The 15353-nt window shown below is 43.2% G+C and carries 14 protein-coding genes; 5 read left to right on the top strand and 9 right to left on the bottom strand.

Annotated elements, in window-relative coordinates:
- The first annotated feature begins 79 nt into the window (after window positions 1-79).
- Window positions 80-1543 (top strand): phospholipase D family protein, encoded by a 1464-nt coding sequence (locus FTT87_RS03620; RefSeq protein ID WP_180081079.1) that lies wholly within the window; start codon window positions 80-82, stop codon window positions 1541-1543.
- Window positions 1544-1643: 100 nt separating this feature from the next.
- Here the strand turns inward: FTT87_RS03620 and FTT87_RS03615 are convergent, their stop codons facing one another.
- Window positions 1644-2096 carry a hypothetical protein gene (locus tag FTT87_RS03615; protein WP_180081081.1) on the bottom strand — a complete coding sequence of 151 codons (453 nt, stop codon included), beginning with the start codon at window positions 2094-2096 and terminating at the stop codon, window positions 1644-1646.
- Between the two features lie 184 nt (window positions 2097-2280).
- Here FTT87_RS03615 and FTT87_RS03610 point away from each other — a divergent pair, with 184 nt between their 5' ends.
- Complete coding sequence (locus tag FTT87_RS03610) at window positions 2281-2739, top strand: RcnB family protein (RefSeq protein ID WP_086197522.1); 459 nt, start codon at window positions 2281-2283, stop codon at window positions 2737-2739.
- Window positions 2740-2816: 77 nt separating this feature from the next.
- Here the strand turns inward: FTT87_RS03610 and FTT87_RS03605 are convergent, their stop codons facing one another.
- Window positions 2817-3314 (bottom strand): phosphate-starvation-inducible protein PsiE, encoded by a 498-nt coding sequence (locus FTT87_RS03605; protein WP_086197521.1) that lies wholly within the window; start codon window positions 3312-3314, stop codon window positions 2817-2819.
- A 164-nt stretch (window positions 3315-3478) separates the two neighbouring features.
- Here FTT87_RS03605 and FTT87_RS03600 point away from each other — a divergent pair, with 164 nt between their 5' ends.
- A complete protein-coding gene (locus FTT87_RS03600; protein WP_180081083.1) occupies window positions 3479-3688 on the top strand; it encodes a hypothetical protein in 210 nt (69 codons plus the stop codon).
- Window positions 3689-3757: 69 nt separating this feature from the next.
- Here FTT87_RS03600 and FTT87_RS03595 read toward each other — a convergent pair whose 3' ends face one another.
- From FTT87_RS03595 to FTT87_RS03585, 3 genes are all read right to left on the bottom strand, one after another.
- Entirely contained in the window at window positions 3758-5539 is a 1782-nt protein-coding gene (locus tag FTT87_RS03595) for an acyl-CoA dehydrogenase C-terminal domain-containing protein (protein WP_180081085.1), read from the bottom strand.
- A 169-nt stretch (window positions 5540-5708) separates the two neighbouring features.
- The gene (locus FTT87_RS03590; RefSeq protein WP_180081087.1) at window positions 5709-7511 is read right to left on the bottom strand and encodes an acyl-CoA dehydrogenase C-terminal domain-containing protein; all 1803 of its coding nucleotides are present in this window, start codon (window positions 7509-7511) and stop codon (window positions 5709-5711) included.
- A gap of 297 nt (window positions 7512-7808) precedes the next feature.
- Window positions 7809-8432, bottom strand: coding sequence for a hypothetical protein (locus FTT87_RS03585; RefSeq protein ID WP_086197517.1), 624 nt, complete (start codon window positions 8430-8432; stop codon window positions 7809-7811).
- 134 nt (window positions 8433-8566) lie between these two features.
- On the opposite strand from FTT87_RS03585, the gene baeS reads away from it, so the two are divergent.
- Together baeS and FTT87_RS03575 are read left to right on the top strand one after the other, a co-directional pair.
- Window positions 8567-10228 (top strand): sensor histidine kinase efflux regulator BaeS, encoded by a 1662-nt coding sequence (gene baeS, locus FTT87_RS03580; RefSeq protein WP_180174397.1) that lies wholly within the window; start codon window positions 8567-8569, stop codon window positions 10226-10228.
- Window positions 10229-10241: 13 nt separating this feature from the next.
- Window positions 10242-10928: a response regulator gene (locus FTT87_RS03575; RefSeq protein ID WP_131274647.1), complete on the top strand. Its 687-nt coding sequence runs from the start codon at window positions 10242-10244 to the stop codon at window positions 10926-10928.
- Window positions 10929-10984: 56 nt separating this feature from the next.
- Here the strand turns inward: FTT87_RS03575 and FTT87_RS03570 are convergent, their stop codons facing one another.
- The 4 genes from FTT87_RS03570 to FTT87_RS03555 form a co-directional block, all read right to left on the bottom strand.
- Complete coding sequence (locus FTT87_RS03570; RefSeq protein WP_180174396.1) at window positions 10985-11356, bottom strand: MmcQ/YjbR family DNA-binding protein; 372 nt, start codon at window positions 11354-11356, stop codon at window positions 10985-10987.
- 76 nt (window positions 11357-11432) lie between these two features.
- On the bottom strand, window positions 11433-12878 hold the full coding sequence (locus tag FTT87_RS03565) for a YdiU family protein (RefSeq protein ID WP_180174395.1): 1446 nt from the start codon (window positions 12876-12878) through the stop codon (window positions 11433-11435).
- 100 nt (window positions 12879-12978) lie between these two features.
- The gene (locus tag FTT87_RS03560; RefSeq protein ID WP_086197513.1) at window positions 12979-14145 is read right to left on the bottom strand and encodes an acyl-CoA desaturase; all 1167 of its coding nucleotides are present in this window, start codon (window positions 14143-14145) and stop codon (window positions 12979-12981) included.
- Between the two features lie 281 nt (window positions 14146-14426).
- Window positions 14427-15137, bottom strand: a complete 711-nt coding sequence (locus tag FTT87_RS03555) for a glycerophosphodiester phosphodiesterase (protein ID WP_086197512.1) — start codon at window positions 15135-15137, stop codon at window positions 14427-14429.
- Window positions 15138-15353 lie beyond the last annotated feature (216 nt).

Raw genomic sequence — 15353 nt, 5'->3', positions numbered from 1 at the left:
CAAGCAGGTGAAACAGAAATCCTCTTGATAAATCAAGCAATAAAACCTAGTCTGATGATATTGGACTAGGTTTTTTGTTATGCGTATTTTTCAACGAATTCATCAGAAATTGAATTGGTCAGGCCGTCGTTATGCCGGCGTGATCATCGGTTTGCTGGCATTGGGATATCTCTCATCGGCCATTTATCATACCTATAAACCCTTGCCTGAAGGCCTGAATTTTACCGGTAAGTTACGTCATGCCGAGGTGAAGTTTATTGCAGATCAAACCTATCTGGATGCAAGTGGAAAACAGCAGCAAAACCATCATATTTTTAATCAAATGTTAAAATTGATTGATGAAGCGCAAACCACCATTGTACTGGACATGTTCTTGTTCAATAGTGAAGTCGGCGAGTCAACGCTATCTCATCAGGCATTGGCGCAACAACTCACGGATGCCTTGATTTTAAAACGCGGTGTGCAGCCCAATATTGAAATTAAGGTGATTACCGACCCGATTAATTCAGTCTATGGTGGTCTTGCGCCCGAGCATTATCGTCAGTTACGTAGCGCAGGCATTGACGTGATTGAAACGGATTTAAGACCGCTGCGTGCATCCAATCCAGTATGGTCTGGCTTCTGGTATCTCTGTTGTCAGGATGCCGGCAATAACCCTGAAAAAGGCTGGCTTGCCAATCCGTTTGGTCAGGAAAAAATTACCCTGCGCAGTTATTTTAATCTGTTTAATTTTAAGGCCAATCACCGTAAAACTCTGGTGGTGGATACGGCTCAGGGCTGGAAAGCTTTGGTGACTTCAGCCAATCCGCATGATGGCAGTTCACGTCATTCTAATGTGGCTTTGCTGGTAACGGGCAATACAGCCATTGATGTATTAAAGACCGAACAGGCTGTAGGCCGGATGTCCAAAGGTGATATTCCGATGGTCATTATTGGCGAGTTTGAAGGGGATCGGTCTTTACCTCAAGTTCAGGTGCTGACTGAAAAAGCAATTTACGATGCAACACTCAAACTGATTGAAACTGCCAAGCCTAAAGAGCAGATTGATTTGGCCATGTTCTATTTGTCTGAACGGCATATTGTCAAAGCCCTGATTGCTGCACATGAGCGTGGGGTAAAAGTCCGTGTGCTGCTTGATCCGAATAAGGATGCGTTTGGGCGTAAAAAAAATGGTATTCCTAACCGCCAGGTGGCTTCTGAACTGAATAATGCGGGTGTGCCGGTACGCTGGTGCAATACCCAAGGTGAACAATGTCATAGCAAGATGATTATTAAATCAAATGCACAGCAGTCTGACCTGATTTTGGGTTCAGCCAATTTCACTGCGCGCAACATCAAAAACTATAATCTGGAAACCAATTTTCGGGTGGTTGGTTCATCACAAGCACCTGTATTTACTGATGCTCAAGCTTATTTTGATACGGCTTGGGCCAATTTGAATGGCAAAAACATGAGTGTCGATTACAGGCAATATGCAGATGAATCGACATTGAAATATGGAATTTACCGTTTTATGGAGTGGAGCGGATTGTCGACGTTTTAAGTCCCTTATCCCAACCTTCTCCCAGAGGGAGAAGGAGTTCCCTCTCCTTTCAGGAGATGAGTAGCACTGCTACGCAAGGGAGAGGTAATCAAGCGATTTTTTATTGTTGAGAATTAGGCGGAACCATCTGATCCAGATCTTTGTCAGAGAGTTTATCCAGCTCTTTTAAATCCGTTTTAATTTTCCACCGGCTTTCATCTTCAACCGGCTGCGGTAAACGTGCTTCTAACCAGTCACAGACCACATCAGGTGAAAAATCGGGATGATTGCACTGAATGACCCAAGCCAAAAACTCTTTGGCTTCACCATTCATATAAGGTGGCGGAGAAACCGGCAAAAACTGTGTCGGTAAACGTTCATTCTTGGAAATGTAATTTAATACATGACCCAGTTCCTGTACGGTTTGCCATGCCAGAGGATGTTCCACATTGATTTGAAATTTAAACCACCAGGCATGTTGACCATCTGAACCATAGGCATTAATTAAAGATTCTTGAATACTTGGAACCTTGCAAAAGAATTGATGTAGGCGGTCAAAACTTAAATCAGACACTCTGTTTGATCCCATAATAAAAAACTGCATTTTAGCATATTCATCATTTGAGCCGGGATGTGTCTCAAGAGAAAACTCGAGAAATATTTCATTTACAAAACTTTGCATTTGCTGTTTTTTTATTCATTTTTTATCCTAAACTAGGAATTACAATAAGCTTTATAATGTATGGTGGGAGGCTCTTATGAAATTAACAGCTCTTTGTGCTTTGATTGGTATGATGCTCTTGGGGGCTTCTGCAACAACGCAAGCAGAAAATCGCTGGTCAAATTATCGTGGGGTAGATACTACTCGCTACCAGCCTCGTCCTTATTATCCGCAAAATAGTTATCCTCAAAATCACTATCCACATCAGCAGCAACATTATCCACAGCACTACCTGAATTATCCGCAGCGTCCACCGCATCATCAGAATTATCCGACCATTCAGAATGGCATCAGCATTCAATATCAGGCACCCACGACCATTACACACAATTCTCAAAGCTATAGCTGGGTGAATGGTGATCCGAGAACCGCCCGAATTGAAAGTTCAAACACGACCTTTATCTCCGACTGGCAACGTTTGGGTTTGCCTGCACCACCGACTGGCAGCCATTGGATATTTGAAAATGGTCGTTATGTGTTGGTGCCGAATCGTTAAAGATTCATTTTTAATGATTCAATCTCCCCTCTTGCGCCATATATGGCTCATCTTTAAAAAGAGGGGCTTTTAACATATTAAGCTAATTCATCATCTTGCGGTTGTGGAGTTTTATCTGCAGGGAGTGGCTTTTCTGAATGTTTATCACGAATCACAGACGGGTAGGTCCAGGAAGAGAAACGCACCACCAAAATCGAAAATGCCAAGATCAGGATTGAACCGGTAATAATCACCAGATCCATATCGGCTTTATGGTCATGCTGGATATCTGAAATAAGTAAACGAGTCAGAGCCGTAATGGCAATATAAATTAAAAAACGTACCGGCATATGATTGGTTTTGAAGTAAATACCCACCATGGCGCCCAGTTCAAGATAAATAAACAGCAGCAGAATATCATCGATGGTCGCAAACTGTTTAATGGTTAAAATTTCAAATACCGTATGTCCGGCAGACCAGATCACCATACAGCCAATAATAAACAGGGCAATATAGTGAAAACTTTCTACGGCAATATTTCCGAAACGGTCGAGGAGGGTCTCAATTTTTTCAACTTTGCTATCAGGTTTTGACATCTTTTTTCCTCCTGTATCTTGAATGATTGTTTGTATGAAATTGATTATTAAATAGTATGCAAGTTTCATGCACATTAAAGAATAAAAAATTAAGTGATTGTATTTTTTTTATACGAAATTCATGTAATGTATGAAGGGTTATTTCATTGATCAGGGAAAAGAAAATGTTAGCAACAATTCAAACAAAAATTGATAATTTACAAAATGGCAAAAAACTTATTTTGGGTTCAGGGGTTAAAATGGATGAAATGCACAAGCTGGTTACGTTATGCAAACATCTACAAGCCGAGGGCGTAATTAAAATTGTGAAAATTAATCCAGATGCACAGAGTAATAAAAAAGTTTCAGATTCCATTATTGTTGAAAAAATCTAATTGATATCTTGAGTCATAAAAAACGCCTGCATTTGCAGGCGTTTTTTTATTGCTTATCTTTGTGCAGGATTAAGCCTGGTTAGTAAAGTAGTCTTCAGAGAAGTTCATGACCACTTCAGCACCGGCTTTTACTTTAGTAATGCGCATTGCAAGTTCAGGCAGAATACGTTGTACAAAATAAAGCGCCAGCGACAATTTATTTTGATAGAACTCGCCGTCTTTGGCTTTTGCTGCATTAGCAATTTTTGCAAACATGTAAGAGAAGCTAAGCAGACCCACCGCATGCAGATAATCCACTGCTGCTGCATTCGAGAAGTCGATATTTTCTTTGCTGGCTTGCAGAATATATTGCGTTACCGATTCAACTTCTGCTGCTGCATCTAAAGTAGCATCTTTAATGAAGTTCAGATCCGCATCCAGGCCATTGGCAAAATCACGGATTTCCTGGATGTATTCTGCAATGAATGCACCGCCACATTTAATGGTCTTACGGCCGATCAAGTCTTGAGACTGCACGCCGTTGGTCCCTTCGTAAATCTGCGAGATACGCAAGTCACGGATACATTGTTCCATACCCCATTCACGAATGAAGCCATGACCACCGAAAACCATTTGTGCATCTAAAGTTGCGTTAAATGCAGTATCGGTCAGGTAAGCTTTTGCGATTGGGGTTAATAGCGCAACACGGTCATTGGCTTTTTTTACCGCTTCGGCATCGGTCGAGAACTTGGTAATGTCGAGCTGTTGACCAACATACACCGCAAAGGCACGAGAGGCTTCGTTGTTAGCACGCGCATTCAGTAACATACGACGCACGTCGCCATGGACCAAAATGCTGTCTGCCACTTTATTTGGAGATTTCACCCCAGAAGCACTACGACCTTGAAGACGGTCAGTCGCATATTGCGCAGCATTCTGATAGGCAAATTCAGAAGCGCCCAGACCTTGGATCCCCATAGACAGACGTTCATAGTTCATCATCACAAACATGGCAGCCAAGCCTTCATTTTCTTTACCGACCAGATAACCTTTGGCACCATCAAAGTTCATCACGCAAGTTGCAGAGGCTTTAATGCCCATCTTATGTTCGATTGAACCTGGACCTGCATGGTTACGCTCACCCAAAGAACCATCTTCATTGACCAGGAATTTCGGTACGATAAACAGTGAAATACCACGGGAACCGGCAGGGGCATCTGGCGTTTTCGCCAGGACCAGGTGAATGATGTTTTCAGCCAGGTCGTGGTCACCACCGGTAATGAAAATTTTGGTACCGGTAATGTTATAAGTGCCGTCTTCATTGCGTTCTGCTTTGGTTTTGATAATGCCCAAGTCAGTCCCTGCATGTGGCTCGGTCAAGCACATGGTACCTGACCATTCGCCAGAGTAGATTTTAGGCAGGTAAGTTTCTTTTTGCTCTTGGGAAGCATAGCTGTTTAATGCCATACCTGCACCCACAGACAGAAGCGGGTAGAGCATAAAAGATGGGTTGGTTGCAAACAGCATTTCATCAGAAAGCACGGTCAGCATTTTTGGCATTTCCTGACCGCCCCATTCAGCGTCAGCACCCAGACCAATCCAGCCGCCTTCTGCATATTGTTTGAAAGCTTCTTTAAAGCCCGCAGGGGTCGTCACATTGCCATTTTCAATTTTAGCGCCTTCTTCATCACCCGTACGGTTTAAAGGCAAAGTCACGTTTTGCGCAAATTTCGCCATTTCTTCAAGAATGGCTTCAGCTGTTGCTGCATCAACATGAGCAAGATTTTCATTGGCTTGCCAGAATTGTTCTGCATTGAAAACATCATTCAGAATGAATTTCATATCTGCAAGAGGTGCATTATAGATTGGCATAGTGAGTCACCTGTTTATTGTTTGATTCAGTTCGGTTTGATCAGTCTAATAGATGAAAATTCATGTGGTTAGACGACTAAAGGTTAATTTTTTTGTTTATTTGATAAAGAAAAAGGACTGCCAAAAACATGACTGTCCTTTTTCTCACCTCAGTTTAAAAATCCTGTACTTAGAATGCGAAGTGTTCAGCATCTAAAGCCAGTAATGGCTCAACGCCACCCGCAATCACCTCAACGTGTGAGCGAACGCGTGGAAGAATTTTCTTGAAGTAGAAACGGGCAGTAGTCACTTTCGCGTTGTAGAAATCTACGTCAGTTGTACCAGCAGCCAATGTTTCTTGAGCAACAAGTGCCATACGAGCCCATAGGTAAGCAAGCGTTACATAGCCAGAGAAGTACAGGTAATCTACTGCAGCAGCGCCAACTTCATCCGGGTTTTGCATTGCACGCATACCAATCTGCATAGTCAAATCACCCCACTCTTTGTTCAGAGCAGCAAGTGGTTCAACAAATTCTTTCATTGCAGCATTGTCTTTGTGGGCTTCGCAGAATTTATGGATGACTTTGGTGAAGTCTTTCAACATTGCACCTTGAGTACCCAAAACTTTACGACCTAGCAAGTCAAGCGCCTGAATTTCAGTGGTACCTTCGTACAAGCAAGCGATACGTGTATCACGAACAATCTGTTCCATACCGTGTTCAGAGATGAAACCGTGACCACCGAATACTTGAACACCGTGTTTCGCAGATTCAGAACCGGTTTCAGTCAAGAATGCTTTTGCGATCGGGGTAAGTAGTGACAACATGTTGTCCGCAGCTTTACGTTCTTCTTCAGTTGCACCTTGCTCTACCGTGTCTGCATAGAAAGACAATAAGTAAACCAATGCACGGCCAGCTTCAGCAAAAGATTTTTGCGTTAATAGCATGTTGCGTACAGCAGGGTGAACAATAATTGGGTCTGCTTCTTTTTCTGGCGCTTTAACGCCTGAAAGTGAACGCATTGCCAAACGGTCTTTAGCATAAGCCAATGCACCTTGGAACGCGCCTTCAGAAGCTGAAAGACCTTGTACCGCAGTACCAATACGGGCAGTGTTCATGAATGTGAACATGCAGTTTAAGCCGCGGTTTTCAGGGCCAATCAGGAAGCCTTTTGCGTTATCAAAATTGAGTACACAGGTTGCGTTACCATGAATACCCATTTTGTGTTCAATTGAACCGCAACGAACGCTATTGCGCTCGCCTAAAGAACCGTCTGCATTCAGGCTGAATTTAGGCACGATAAATAAAGAGATCCCTTTAGTACCTTTCGGTGCACCCGGAAGACGCGCCAACACGATATGAATAATGTTTTCTGCCATGTCGTGTTCACCAGCAGAGATAAAGATTTTCTCGCCAGAAATTGCATAGCTGCCATCTGCATTCGGTTCAGCTTTGGTACGGATAATCCCCAAGTCTGAACCAGCATGAGATTCTGTCAAGCACATGGTACCGGTCCACTCACCTGAAACCAGCTTAGGCAAGTAAGTATCTTTTTGTTCTTGAGAGCCGTGATGTTCTAGGGTACGGACAGCACCGTGTGAAAGGCCAGGGTACATGCCCCATGCCCAGTTTGCAGTACCCACCATTTCAGAGATCACGTTGCCTAAAGAAACAGGCAAGGCTTGACCACCGTATTGCTCTTCAGCAGATAATGATGGGAAACCCAACTCGATATATTTTTGATAGGCTTCTTTAAAACCAGTAGGTGTAGTAACTACACCATCATTCCAGGTACAACCTTCGCGGTCACCGCTTTGGTTGATTGGAGACAATTCATTTTCACAGAAGTCAGCCGCAGCTTCTAGATATTGATCAACCAATTCACGGCTTACGGTGTCAGAAAATGCAGGCAGGTTTGCATAATGTTGTTCAGCATTTAACAATTCATGTAGAACAAATTGCATATCACGTAAGGGCGCTTTGTATTGTGGCATATCGGTTTCCTCAATACTGGTTTAACCAGCTTATAATCCTAATAAACATTGGAACGTGCCTTCTATGACACGTATTTGTATGGCTCAATCGTGCAACATCTTCTTACTTGGTACAAGCGGTTCCATGCCTTTTCTTAGTGACTGTAAAGTCAAAGATTTTTGCTTTGAAAGTGCTAAGTATGTTGAGTGTAAATGCTTTTATGTTTTATTCGATGTAATAAATAGTCAAAAACGTAAAAGTTTATGAACAATAAAAAAGGCGCAGAGTTGCGCCTTTTTGTCTTCGGATGGATTTTTTTACGATGCTGGTTTCGCCATTACAGGCGCGGCAGGTGCTTTAGGCTGGAAGCGAACTTCGCATGTGCCATTCATGCTCTGGGTGCCGACTTTGACTTGTACCGCAGTACCATTGGCTTTGCCTTGACAGGCTTTGAACACGGCTTGCTGATGCGCTTGATGTTCTGCCAGGCGCTGATCAAATTGTTTGGTCAGTTCTGCGCGTTTGGCATCAGTCAGGGGTTCATGGTATTGCATCATAGGCATACCTTTCATTTCCCCCTGCATGGTACGATGTTCGCGCCACATTTTCTTCATCTCTGCACGATCAGGAGTGAAGAGCATCACGCAAGTCCCATTAATGGTTTTTTCACCCGCCTTGATTTGTGCCGCCGAACCAACGGCTTTACTCTCACAGGCTGTTTTCATGCTTCTCATTATTTGCTGGCGTTCGGCTCGGGCTTGCTGGAACTGCTCACGCTGTTCGGGTGTCATGTTGCGCTCATGCTTTTGATGATGATCTCGCATCATGCGCGGGTGGTCGCCATCTTTATCCTGAACCGTGTTGGTCGATTGGCAGGCTGTTAAAGCGCCCATACTGATTAGGCTTGCGCTCACTAAAGCTATTTTTGTCATGGAATTCATTGTTGTTATCTCCAATGAAAAAATGAAATTTGATGAGTTAAAGATTAAACAATAATGATGAAGAAACAATGGAGAGTTTTTTTTTACCGGGTTGGTTACAATAATCCATTGGGAAAAAGATTGAGACCTCACTTTTGAAGATTCGCCGTGTTCCGATTGCCTTACGCCTGTTCCTGACTGTGTTGCTCACCACCCTAGTGATTACGACGGTGAGTCTGGGGGTATTGCATTGGACCATGCAAAAGAACTTTGCCCGCTATGTGGCCGATGTCGAAATGCAGAAACTGGATCATGTAATCAGTAATCTGGCAGGCGTCTATGCAGTTTATCATGACTGGGGTAATGCCATTCAGGCGCAAATCCTGCAAATAGAAGGCACTGCTGCACCGGATGACTATGACCGTCTGTCTCGCTGGTGGTTACGCCGTCAATATGATATTGCTTTGCAGCAGCGTTATTTTCAGGAAAATACCCTGATCAGCGTTTCTCCGGGGTTAAATAAAACCGGGCAGAGCAAACCGATTTTAGATGCAGAAGAATTGCGCCTAATCGAGTTGAATTTACCTTCCGAGTATCAGCCTTTTGAAGGGCTTAAATTTCCACTCAGTGCCAATCAAAATATCTTCCGCTCTGACCGGAAAGCTGAAGATAAGCCTGCCGATGCAACATCCACTCAAGCTAAGAAAAAGCAGTTTATTTCTTTGCCGGACCGTTTGGGCTTAAGTTCCCGCTTGTCGCTGTATGATGCCAAAAAACAGTTTGTCGTGGGTGAGCCATCCGATATTCCAGTGTCATATCGTCCGATTATGGTGAATAACAAGGTAGTCGGTTATTTAGGCTTGAAGCCGGTGCTGGATCAGGATGATGCTTCTAGCATCAACTTCTTTAGTAACCAGAAACGTTATTTATTATTGGTGTACGGTTTAACGTTCCTGACCAGCTTGGTCGCGGCTTTATTGTTGGCCACTTATTTTAAAACGCCCATTCAGCGTTTGCTGCAAGGAACCCGCGAACTGACCAAAGGCAATTTCCAGCATCAGGTGACAGTCAACCGCAATGATGAGCTGGGTGATTTATCGACAGAATTGAACCATCTGGCGGTTATTCTGGATCAGCATGAAACCTCACGCCGTCAGTGGGTGGCCGATACTTCACATGAATTAAAAACACCATTGGCGGTACTGCAAGCGCAAATTGAGGCGATGCAGGACGGTATTCGCAAACCGACACCGGAACATTTTGAATCGATGCTGCGCCAGGTCACCAGCCTGAAAAAACTCACTCAGGATCTGGCCGACCTGGCTCAGGCTGAAGCACAACAGTTGAAATGCTATATGGCAGACGTCAATCCGTGGAATGTGGTGCTGCAGGAAGTTGAAAACTTTAAGCCTAAATTTGCCCAGGCTGATCTATCCGTTTCCGTGCAGGGTGAAGGTGTGAATTTACAATTAGATATAGATCGTTTTAAACAAATTATGGTCAACTTACTGGGTAACAGCATTCGTTATACTGAAGCAGGCGGCGAGGTTCGTGTGCATACCGAGCAATCAGCCACCCATTGGAGTGTGATTGTGGATGACAGTCCACTTGGGCTAAGTGATGAACAATTGTCACGTCTAGGTGAGCGTTTCTATCGTGTTGATGATTCACGGACACGCAGTACCGGGGGAACAGGCTTGGGTCTGGCATTATCTGGTAAAATTGCGCAGGCAATGGGTGGACAGTTGAGTTTTGATCATTCTCCATTAGGCGGTTTGCGTTGCAAACTGACTTTTCCAAAACAGTTAAACAAATAAAGGAATAACATTCATGAAACATATCATGCTGGTAGAAGATGAAGTGGAACTTGCACAACTGGTGCGGGACTATCTGGAAGCTGCGGGTTTTGAAGTCAGTATGTTTCATGATGGGCAAGAAGCCTATGACAGCTTTCTGCAACGTAAACCCAGTTTGATGATTCTGGATCTGATGGTGCCACGTATGGATGGCCTGACCATTTGCCGTAAAGTGCGTGAACAGTCCGATTTGCCGATTATTATGGTGACTGCCCGCACTGAAGAAATTGACCGTGTACTGGGCTTGAACATGGGCGCAGATGATTATATTTGCAAGCCTTTTAGCCCGAAAGAACTGGTTGCACGGGTACAAGCGGTGTTACGTCGTCTCGACCGTCATGCCGAACCTGAGCAGAACAGCCTGTTCCGTATGGATAAGGCCCAGCAACGCATCTGGTATCAGCAAAAAACCTTGAACCTGACCCCGACTGAATTCCGTTTATTGGAGTTGTTCCTGGAACATGTAGGCCAAGTGTATTCACGTGCACAATTACTCGATCATATTAACCCGGACAGTTTTGATGTGGCAGACCGAGTGATTGATAGCCATATCAAAAACCTGCGCCGTAAGATTTCGGATGCTGCCGAAACCGGCAACCGTCATGAATGGATTCAGGCGGTATATGGGGTTGGTTATCGTTTTGAATATCCCGAGGATTGAATTGATTTTTTAATTCAATTTAAACAAGGCGAGTCATGAAAATGGTTCGCCTTGTTTTATATTGCTGACTTTAATAGGGCAATCCGTTGTCGTTGCACTTTATTGAGTTTACTCACCACCAGTTCATAAGAATTCTTTATCAAATCATGAACTAAAGCTGCATCTAGGTTTTCATCCTCATAAACCGTCACCCAATGTTGCTTGTTCATATGCCAGCCGGCACGTATATAAGGATAAATATCCCGTAGCATAGCACCATCATCCGGGATAACTTTTAAGTTAATAGCTGCTTGGCCTTTTAAATGAAAGCTCAGCATAAAGACTTTATCCATGACTTTAAACACATCACAGCCATCGCCAAAAGGTTGGGTAATCGTCACTTCAGGTAGCTTTAAAGCAGTTTGGGAAGCAAGATTGTGCAAAGTCATAAGTTTGAATAATCCAAAAGAAAACTGTGGATAATGCTGAAATTATCCACAGTTTTTAAATGCTTTGTGAATAACTTTAAGAAGAACAGCTCACCATCACTTCAGGCACATCACTCGGCAAGGGGCCTAAATCTTCAGGCTGCTCTAAATCGGGTTGTTTAAGATAAGGTTGACTCAACAACTTAAACAGGCGCTCGACTTCGGAATAATCATCCCGTTCTGCCAGTTCAATGGCTTTCTGCGCCATGTGGTTGCGCAGAATATAGTGCGGATTGGCTTTCACCATTTCGGCATCCAGTGCATCGGTATCCTGATTTATTCGAATGATTTCATATTGTGTCAGGAAACTTTCAAACTGGCGACGGTCCAGGCAGTCATCTTTAAGGCTTTCATATTGCTTATTCTGTAAACGAATAAAGCTTTGGGTGTAGTCCAGTTGCTCCGTTTGTAAAATTCGCAAGAATGCCATACCGCAATCAAAACTGTCTTTATGGAAACTTGGCAAGCCCATTTTCTGGCACAAACCAACCGTATAATGTTCGAGGAAGGTCGGCTCAAAATGTTCTAAACATTTTGCCAAATCTTCTTTGAACTGTTCTTTTTCAGCAGGATCTTTTTTAAGCCGAATCAGGTTGTTCAGCCACATCCATAAATTCCAGTGCCCAATACTCGGTTGCTGCTGGTAGGTGTAGCGGCCTTGATAATCCGAGTGGTTATTCATCCAGTTCGGACGGAAGCGCTCCATAAAGCCAAAAGGGCCAAAGTCGAGCGTTGAACCGGTGATATTCAGGTTGTCGGTATTCATCACCCCATGTGCAAAACCCACCAGTTGCCATTTGGCAATCATCACCGCAGTACGCTGGATGACTTGGGTGGCAAAAGCCAAAATCGGCTGTTCAGCTTGCAAACATTCAGGATAGTGCCATTCCATGCATTTCTGTACGAATTCTTCTAGAAGGTCGGGTTGATATTGGTTGAGCCATTCAAAATGTCCAAAGCGAATATGGCAGTCTGAGGTCCGTAGCATCATGGCACCGGGTTCCATTTTTTCCCGTTGTATGCCTTGGGTGGAAGAGGTAAAACCGACGGCATTACTCGAGGCAATACCCAAAGCATTCAGCGCATGACCGGCTAAATATTCACGAATCACTGAACGTAATACGGCACGTCCATCACCCATACGGGAGTAGGGGGTAGAGCCGGCACCTTTTAAATGCAGGTCGATGTTTTGTTGGCTTTTATCTAAAATTTGTGCAATCAGTAAACCACGACCATCACCCAATTGTCCTGCCCATTGCCCGAACTGATGTCCGGCATAGACCATGGCCAAGGGGGGGAATTCAGCAAAGGTTTTTTGTCCACTACAGATTTCCACCCATTGAGCTTTATCCTGTTCTGACCACTGTAATTCATCAGCCAGTGCTGCATTGAAATGACCAGCTTTGGCGCCTTTTAACGGAACAGGCATTTGATGATGATAAAGCTTGGGATTGAGCGAAGGGTAACGCGGATTAAATTGCATGGGACAATCTAAAAATTGGGGGAGATGTGATCACTATAGCAAATTTAAACCACAAAAATGAATAAAGCCCCATTGTTGGGGCTTTATATTGAACCAGATTTTATTCTGAAACTGGATTCTTTTTAATACTACGCATTAAAATTTTCAAGCTGTCGCGATGATGAACAAGGCGCTGTTCAACCAATTGGAAATCAACTTTAAGTTTGTTATCCATTTGATGAATTTTTTCAGCAACAGAGGCTTTCTTGACTTGAATCTCTTGCTCTTTCAGTGTTGCCCAATCATTTAAAGTTTGGGTAAAAGCTTCGTATTCCTGAGCAATGCGAAGTTTAGCCGTTGCCATATCTTCATTGACATTATGGCCATATACTGCCAAATCCTGTTCAGCATATTTAAAGCGCATTGCTAATTCTGCTTTTTTGATATTAAAGCTTGGAATGCGGCGTAAGTTTTTAGCTAAGCCCAGTTTTGAACAGGACCAGATCAACCATTTGGTCGGGTCATACTGCCACCATTTCACGCCGTTACGGTAATCGTACTGGAAAATGTGGTGGTAGTTGTGATAACCCTCACCCCAAGTGGCAATGGCTAAAATGAAATTGTCACGCGCAGTGTTTTCGTCGGTATAAGGGCGTTTGCCCCACATGTGACACAGTGAGTTAATGAAGAAAGTTACATGATGGCTCAAGATCAGACGGAGTAAACCACCCAATAACACGACGCCCCACATGTCACCCACAGCCCAGCCTACAGTGGTCAGAATGACTACGTGTACGGCAATCACCAGCGGAATGTAATATTTGTCTTGGAACATCACCACTTTGTCGTTTAACAAATCAGGTGCATTTTTATAGTTTGCTTCTGCTGCCGGATAGTTACGAAGCATCCATCCCATATGCGCATACCAAAAACCATTATTAATTGAATATGGGTCTTTCTCGACATCATCAACATGACGATGATGAGTACGGTGACCTGAAGCCCAGAACAAAATACTGTTCTGAACAGCAAAAGTACCCATAATCATTAAAATAATTTTTAATGGAAGAGTTGCTTCATAAGCACGGTGTGCCCATAAGCGGTGATAACCCGCGGTAATCCCTAAACTGCTAAAACCAAGCAGTACAAATAAGCTGATCCATGCGCCTAAGCTAAAATCATGATGATAAGCATATAAAGGGATAGCGATTACAGCCACAATTGGTAAAAAAACCAATGCAAACACTGCAATCCAGTTAATTGGGGCTTTGGGTAAGGGAGCATTCATCTCCAACAGCACTCCTAGAACCGTATAAGGGTAAGGTATAAATGAATTCTTAATTCAATACAAATTATAGGGATTAAGACTTCTTCAATATTAGCATGAGCGAACAAATCTTCACTAGCATTATTCTACAGGTGTATTGTACTAAACAGTAACAGAATACGGGGAAGGGTTGATTGATTTTATCGAAGGTCAAAGCTGCTTCCGTGAACAGCAGCGATGTGAGTCATTTTTGATTCAATAAATAGCGGATTGAGTCACAAAAGTGGGGACAGAAACTTTTATTAAAGTTGTTCGAGCATCATTTTGGGAAAGTCGGTAATTAATCCATCTATTCCCAAGCTTTGTAGATGCTTGGCACGCTCAACCTCATTGACTGTCCAGACACTAATGCCTAAATGTGCCTGTTGTGTGGCCTGAATCATCTCATCGCTTGCCAGCTGGTTCATCCAGCCAATTTGACAGCAACCGAGTTCTAAAGCCTGCTCAATAGCCAAGTATTGAATGTCATTTTCAACTAGTAAGCCGCGTTTAAAAATGGAGTATTGCCGTTTTAAAGCCTGATGAATTTTTAAATCGAAACTGGTGATCACGGCAGTTTGTTCAAAACCATGTAACTGTTGTTGTAATTCTAAAACCAGTTTTTCAGCATCGAACATGGTTGCCACTTCTTTGACTTCAACTTCAATATGTTCAAAGTCATGAATAATGCTCAGGGTTTGACGGAGTGTCGGGGTAAGCTGTTTTTCCCAGTCTATCCAGATATGTGCCTGATTATAAGCTTCAAGCTGGTGACTGTTTAAATCATAGAGTGCCTGATTGGTACCTGTGGTTCTTAGGAAATTGTCATCGTGCATGATGATGAGTTCACCGTCTTTGAGCTGACGGACATCAAATTCGACTGCCCGAATGCCTAGGTCATGGATATACTGAAATCCGCCCAAGGTATTTTCAGGGGCTTCTCCGCGTGCACCACGATGTCCGATGATTCGCATGTGTATCTCTAAGACAATTTATGAAAGTTATTTTACTTCAAATTTTAAATATGGATTTATTAATTTCTTTAAGGAATATTGTCACTACAGCGTCTTTTCATTTGAATTATATCTTGAAAATTAACCTTCGGTTCGACCTACTTTTGTTTCGGCAAAAGTAGGCAAAACCATTATCATCTGCAAAACTCGTCAAAAACCGTAATTTTTTTAAGTTTT

It is taken from the genome of Acinetobacter sp. YH01022 (assembly GCF_013420235.1).
In the GTDB taxonomy this organism is placed as follows: Bacteria; Pseudomonadota; Gammaproteobacteria; order Pseudomonadales; family Moraxellaceae; genus Acinetobacter.
This window is presented reverse-complemented; position numbering and strand designations above follow the sequence as displayed.

What these genes read in the sequence shown, in the direction of transcription:
- FTT87_RS03620 (WP_180081079.1), top strand. Translation starts at nt 80, where the DNA reads ATGCGTATTTTTCAACGAATTCATCAGAAATTGAATTGGTCAGGCCGT.
- FTT87_RS03610 (WP_086197522.1), top strand. Translation starts at nt 2,281, where the DNA reads ATGAAATTAACAGCTCTTTGTGCTTTGATTGGTATGATGCTCTTGGGG.
- FTT87_RS03605 (WP_086197521.1), bottom strand. Translation starts at nt 3,314, where the DNA reads ATGTCAAAACCTGATAGCAAAGTTGAAAAAATTGAGACCCTCCTCGAC.
- FTT87_RS03600 (WP_180081083.1), top strand. Translation starts at nt 3,479, where the DNA reads ATGTTAGCAACAATTCAAACAAAAATTGATAATTTACAAAATGGCAAA.
- FTT87_RS03595 (WP_180081085.1), bottom strand. Translation starts at nt 5,539, where the DNA reads ATGCCAATCTATAATGCACCTCTTGCAGATATGAAATTCATTCTGAAT.
- FTT87_RS03590 (WP_180081087.1), bottom strand. Translation starts at nt 7,511, where the DNA reads ATGCCACAATACAAAGCGCCCTTACGTGATATGCAATTTGTTCTACAT.
- FTT87_RS03585 (WP_086197517.1), bottom strand. Translation starts at nt 8,432, where the DNA reads ATGAATTCCATGACAAAAATAGCTTTAGTGAGCGCAAGCCTAATCAGT.
- FTT87_RS03575 (WP_131274647.1), top strand. Translation starts at nt 10,242, where the DNA reads ATGAAACATATCATGCTGGTAGAAGATGAAGTGGAACTTGCACAACTG.
- FTT87_RS03570 (WP_180174396.1), bottom strand. Translation starts at nt 11,356, where the DNA reads ATGACTTTGCACAATCTTGCTTCCCAAACTGCTTTAAAGCTACCTGAA.
- FTT87_RS03565 (WP_180174395.1), bottom strand. Translation starts at nt 12,878, where the DNA reads ATGCAATTTAATCCGCGTTACCCTTCGCTCAATCCCAAGCTTTATCAT.
- FTT87_RS03560 (WP_086197513.1), bottom strand. Translation starts at nt 14,145, where the DNA reads ATGAATGCTCCCTTACCCAAAGCCCCAATTAACTGGATTGCAGTGTTT.
- FTT87_RS03555 (WP_086197512.1), bottom strand. Translation starts at nt 15,137, where the DNA reads ATGCGAATCATCGGACATCGTGGTGCACGCGGAGAAGCCCCTGAAAAT.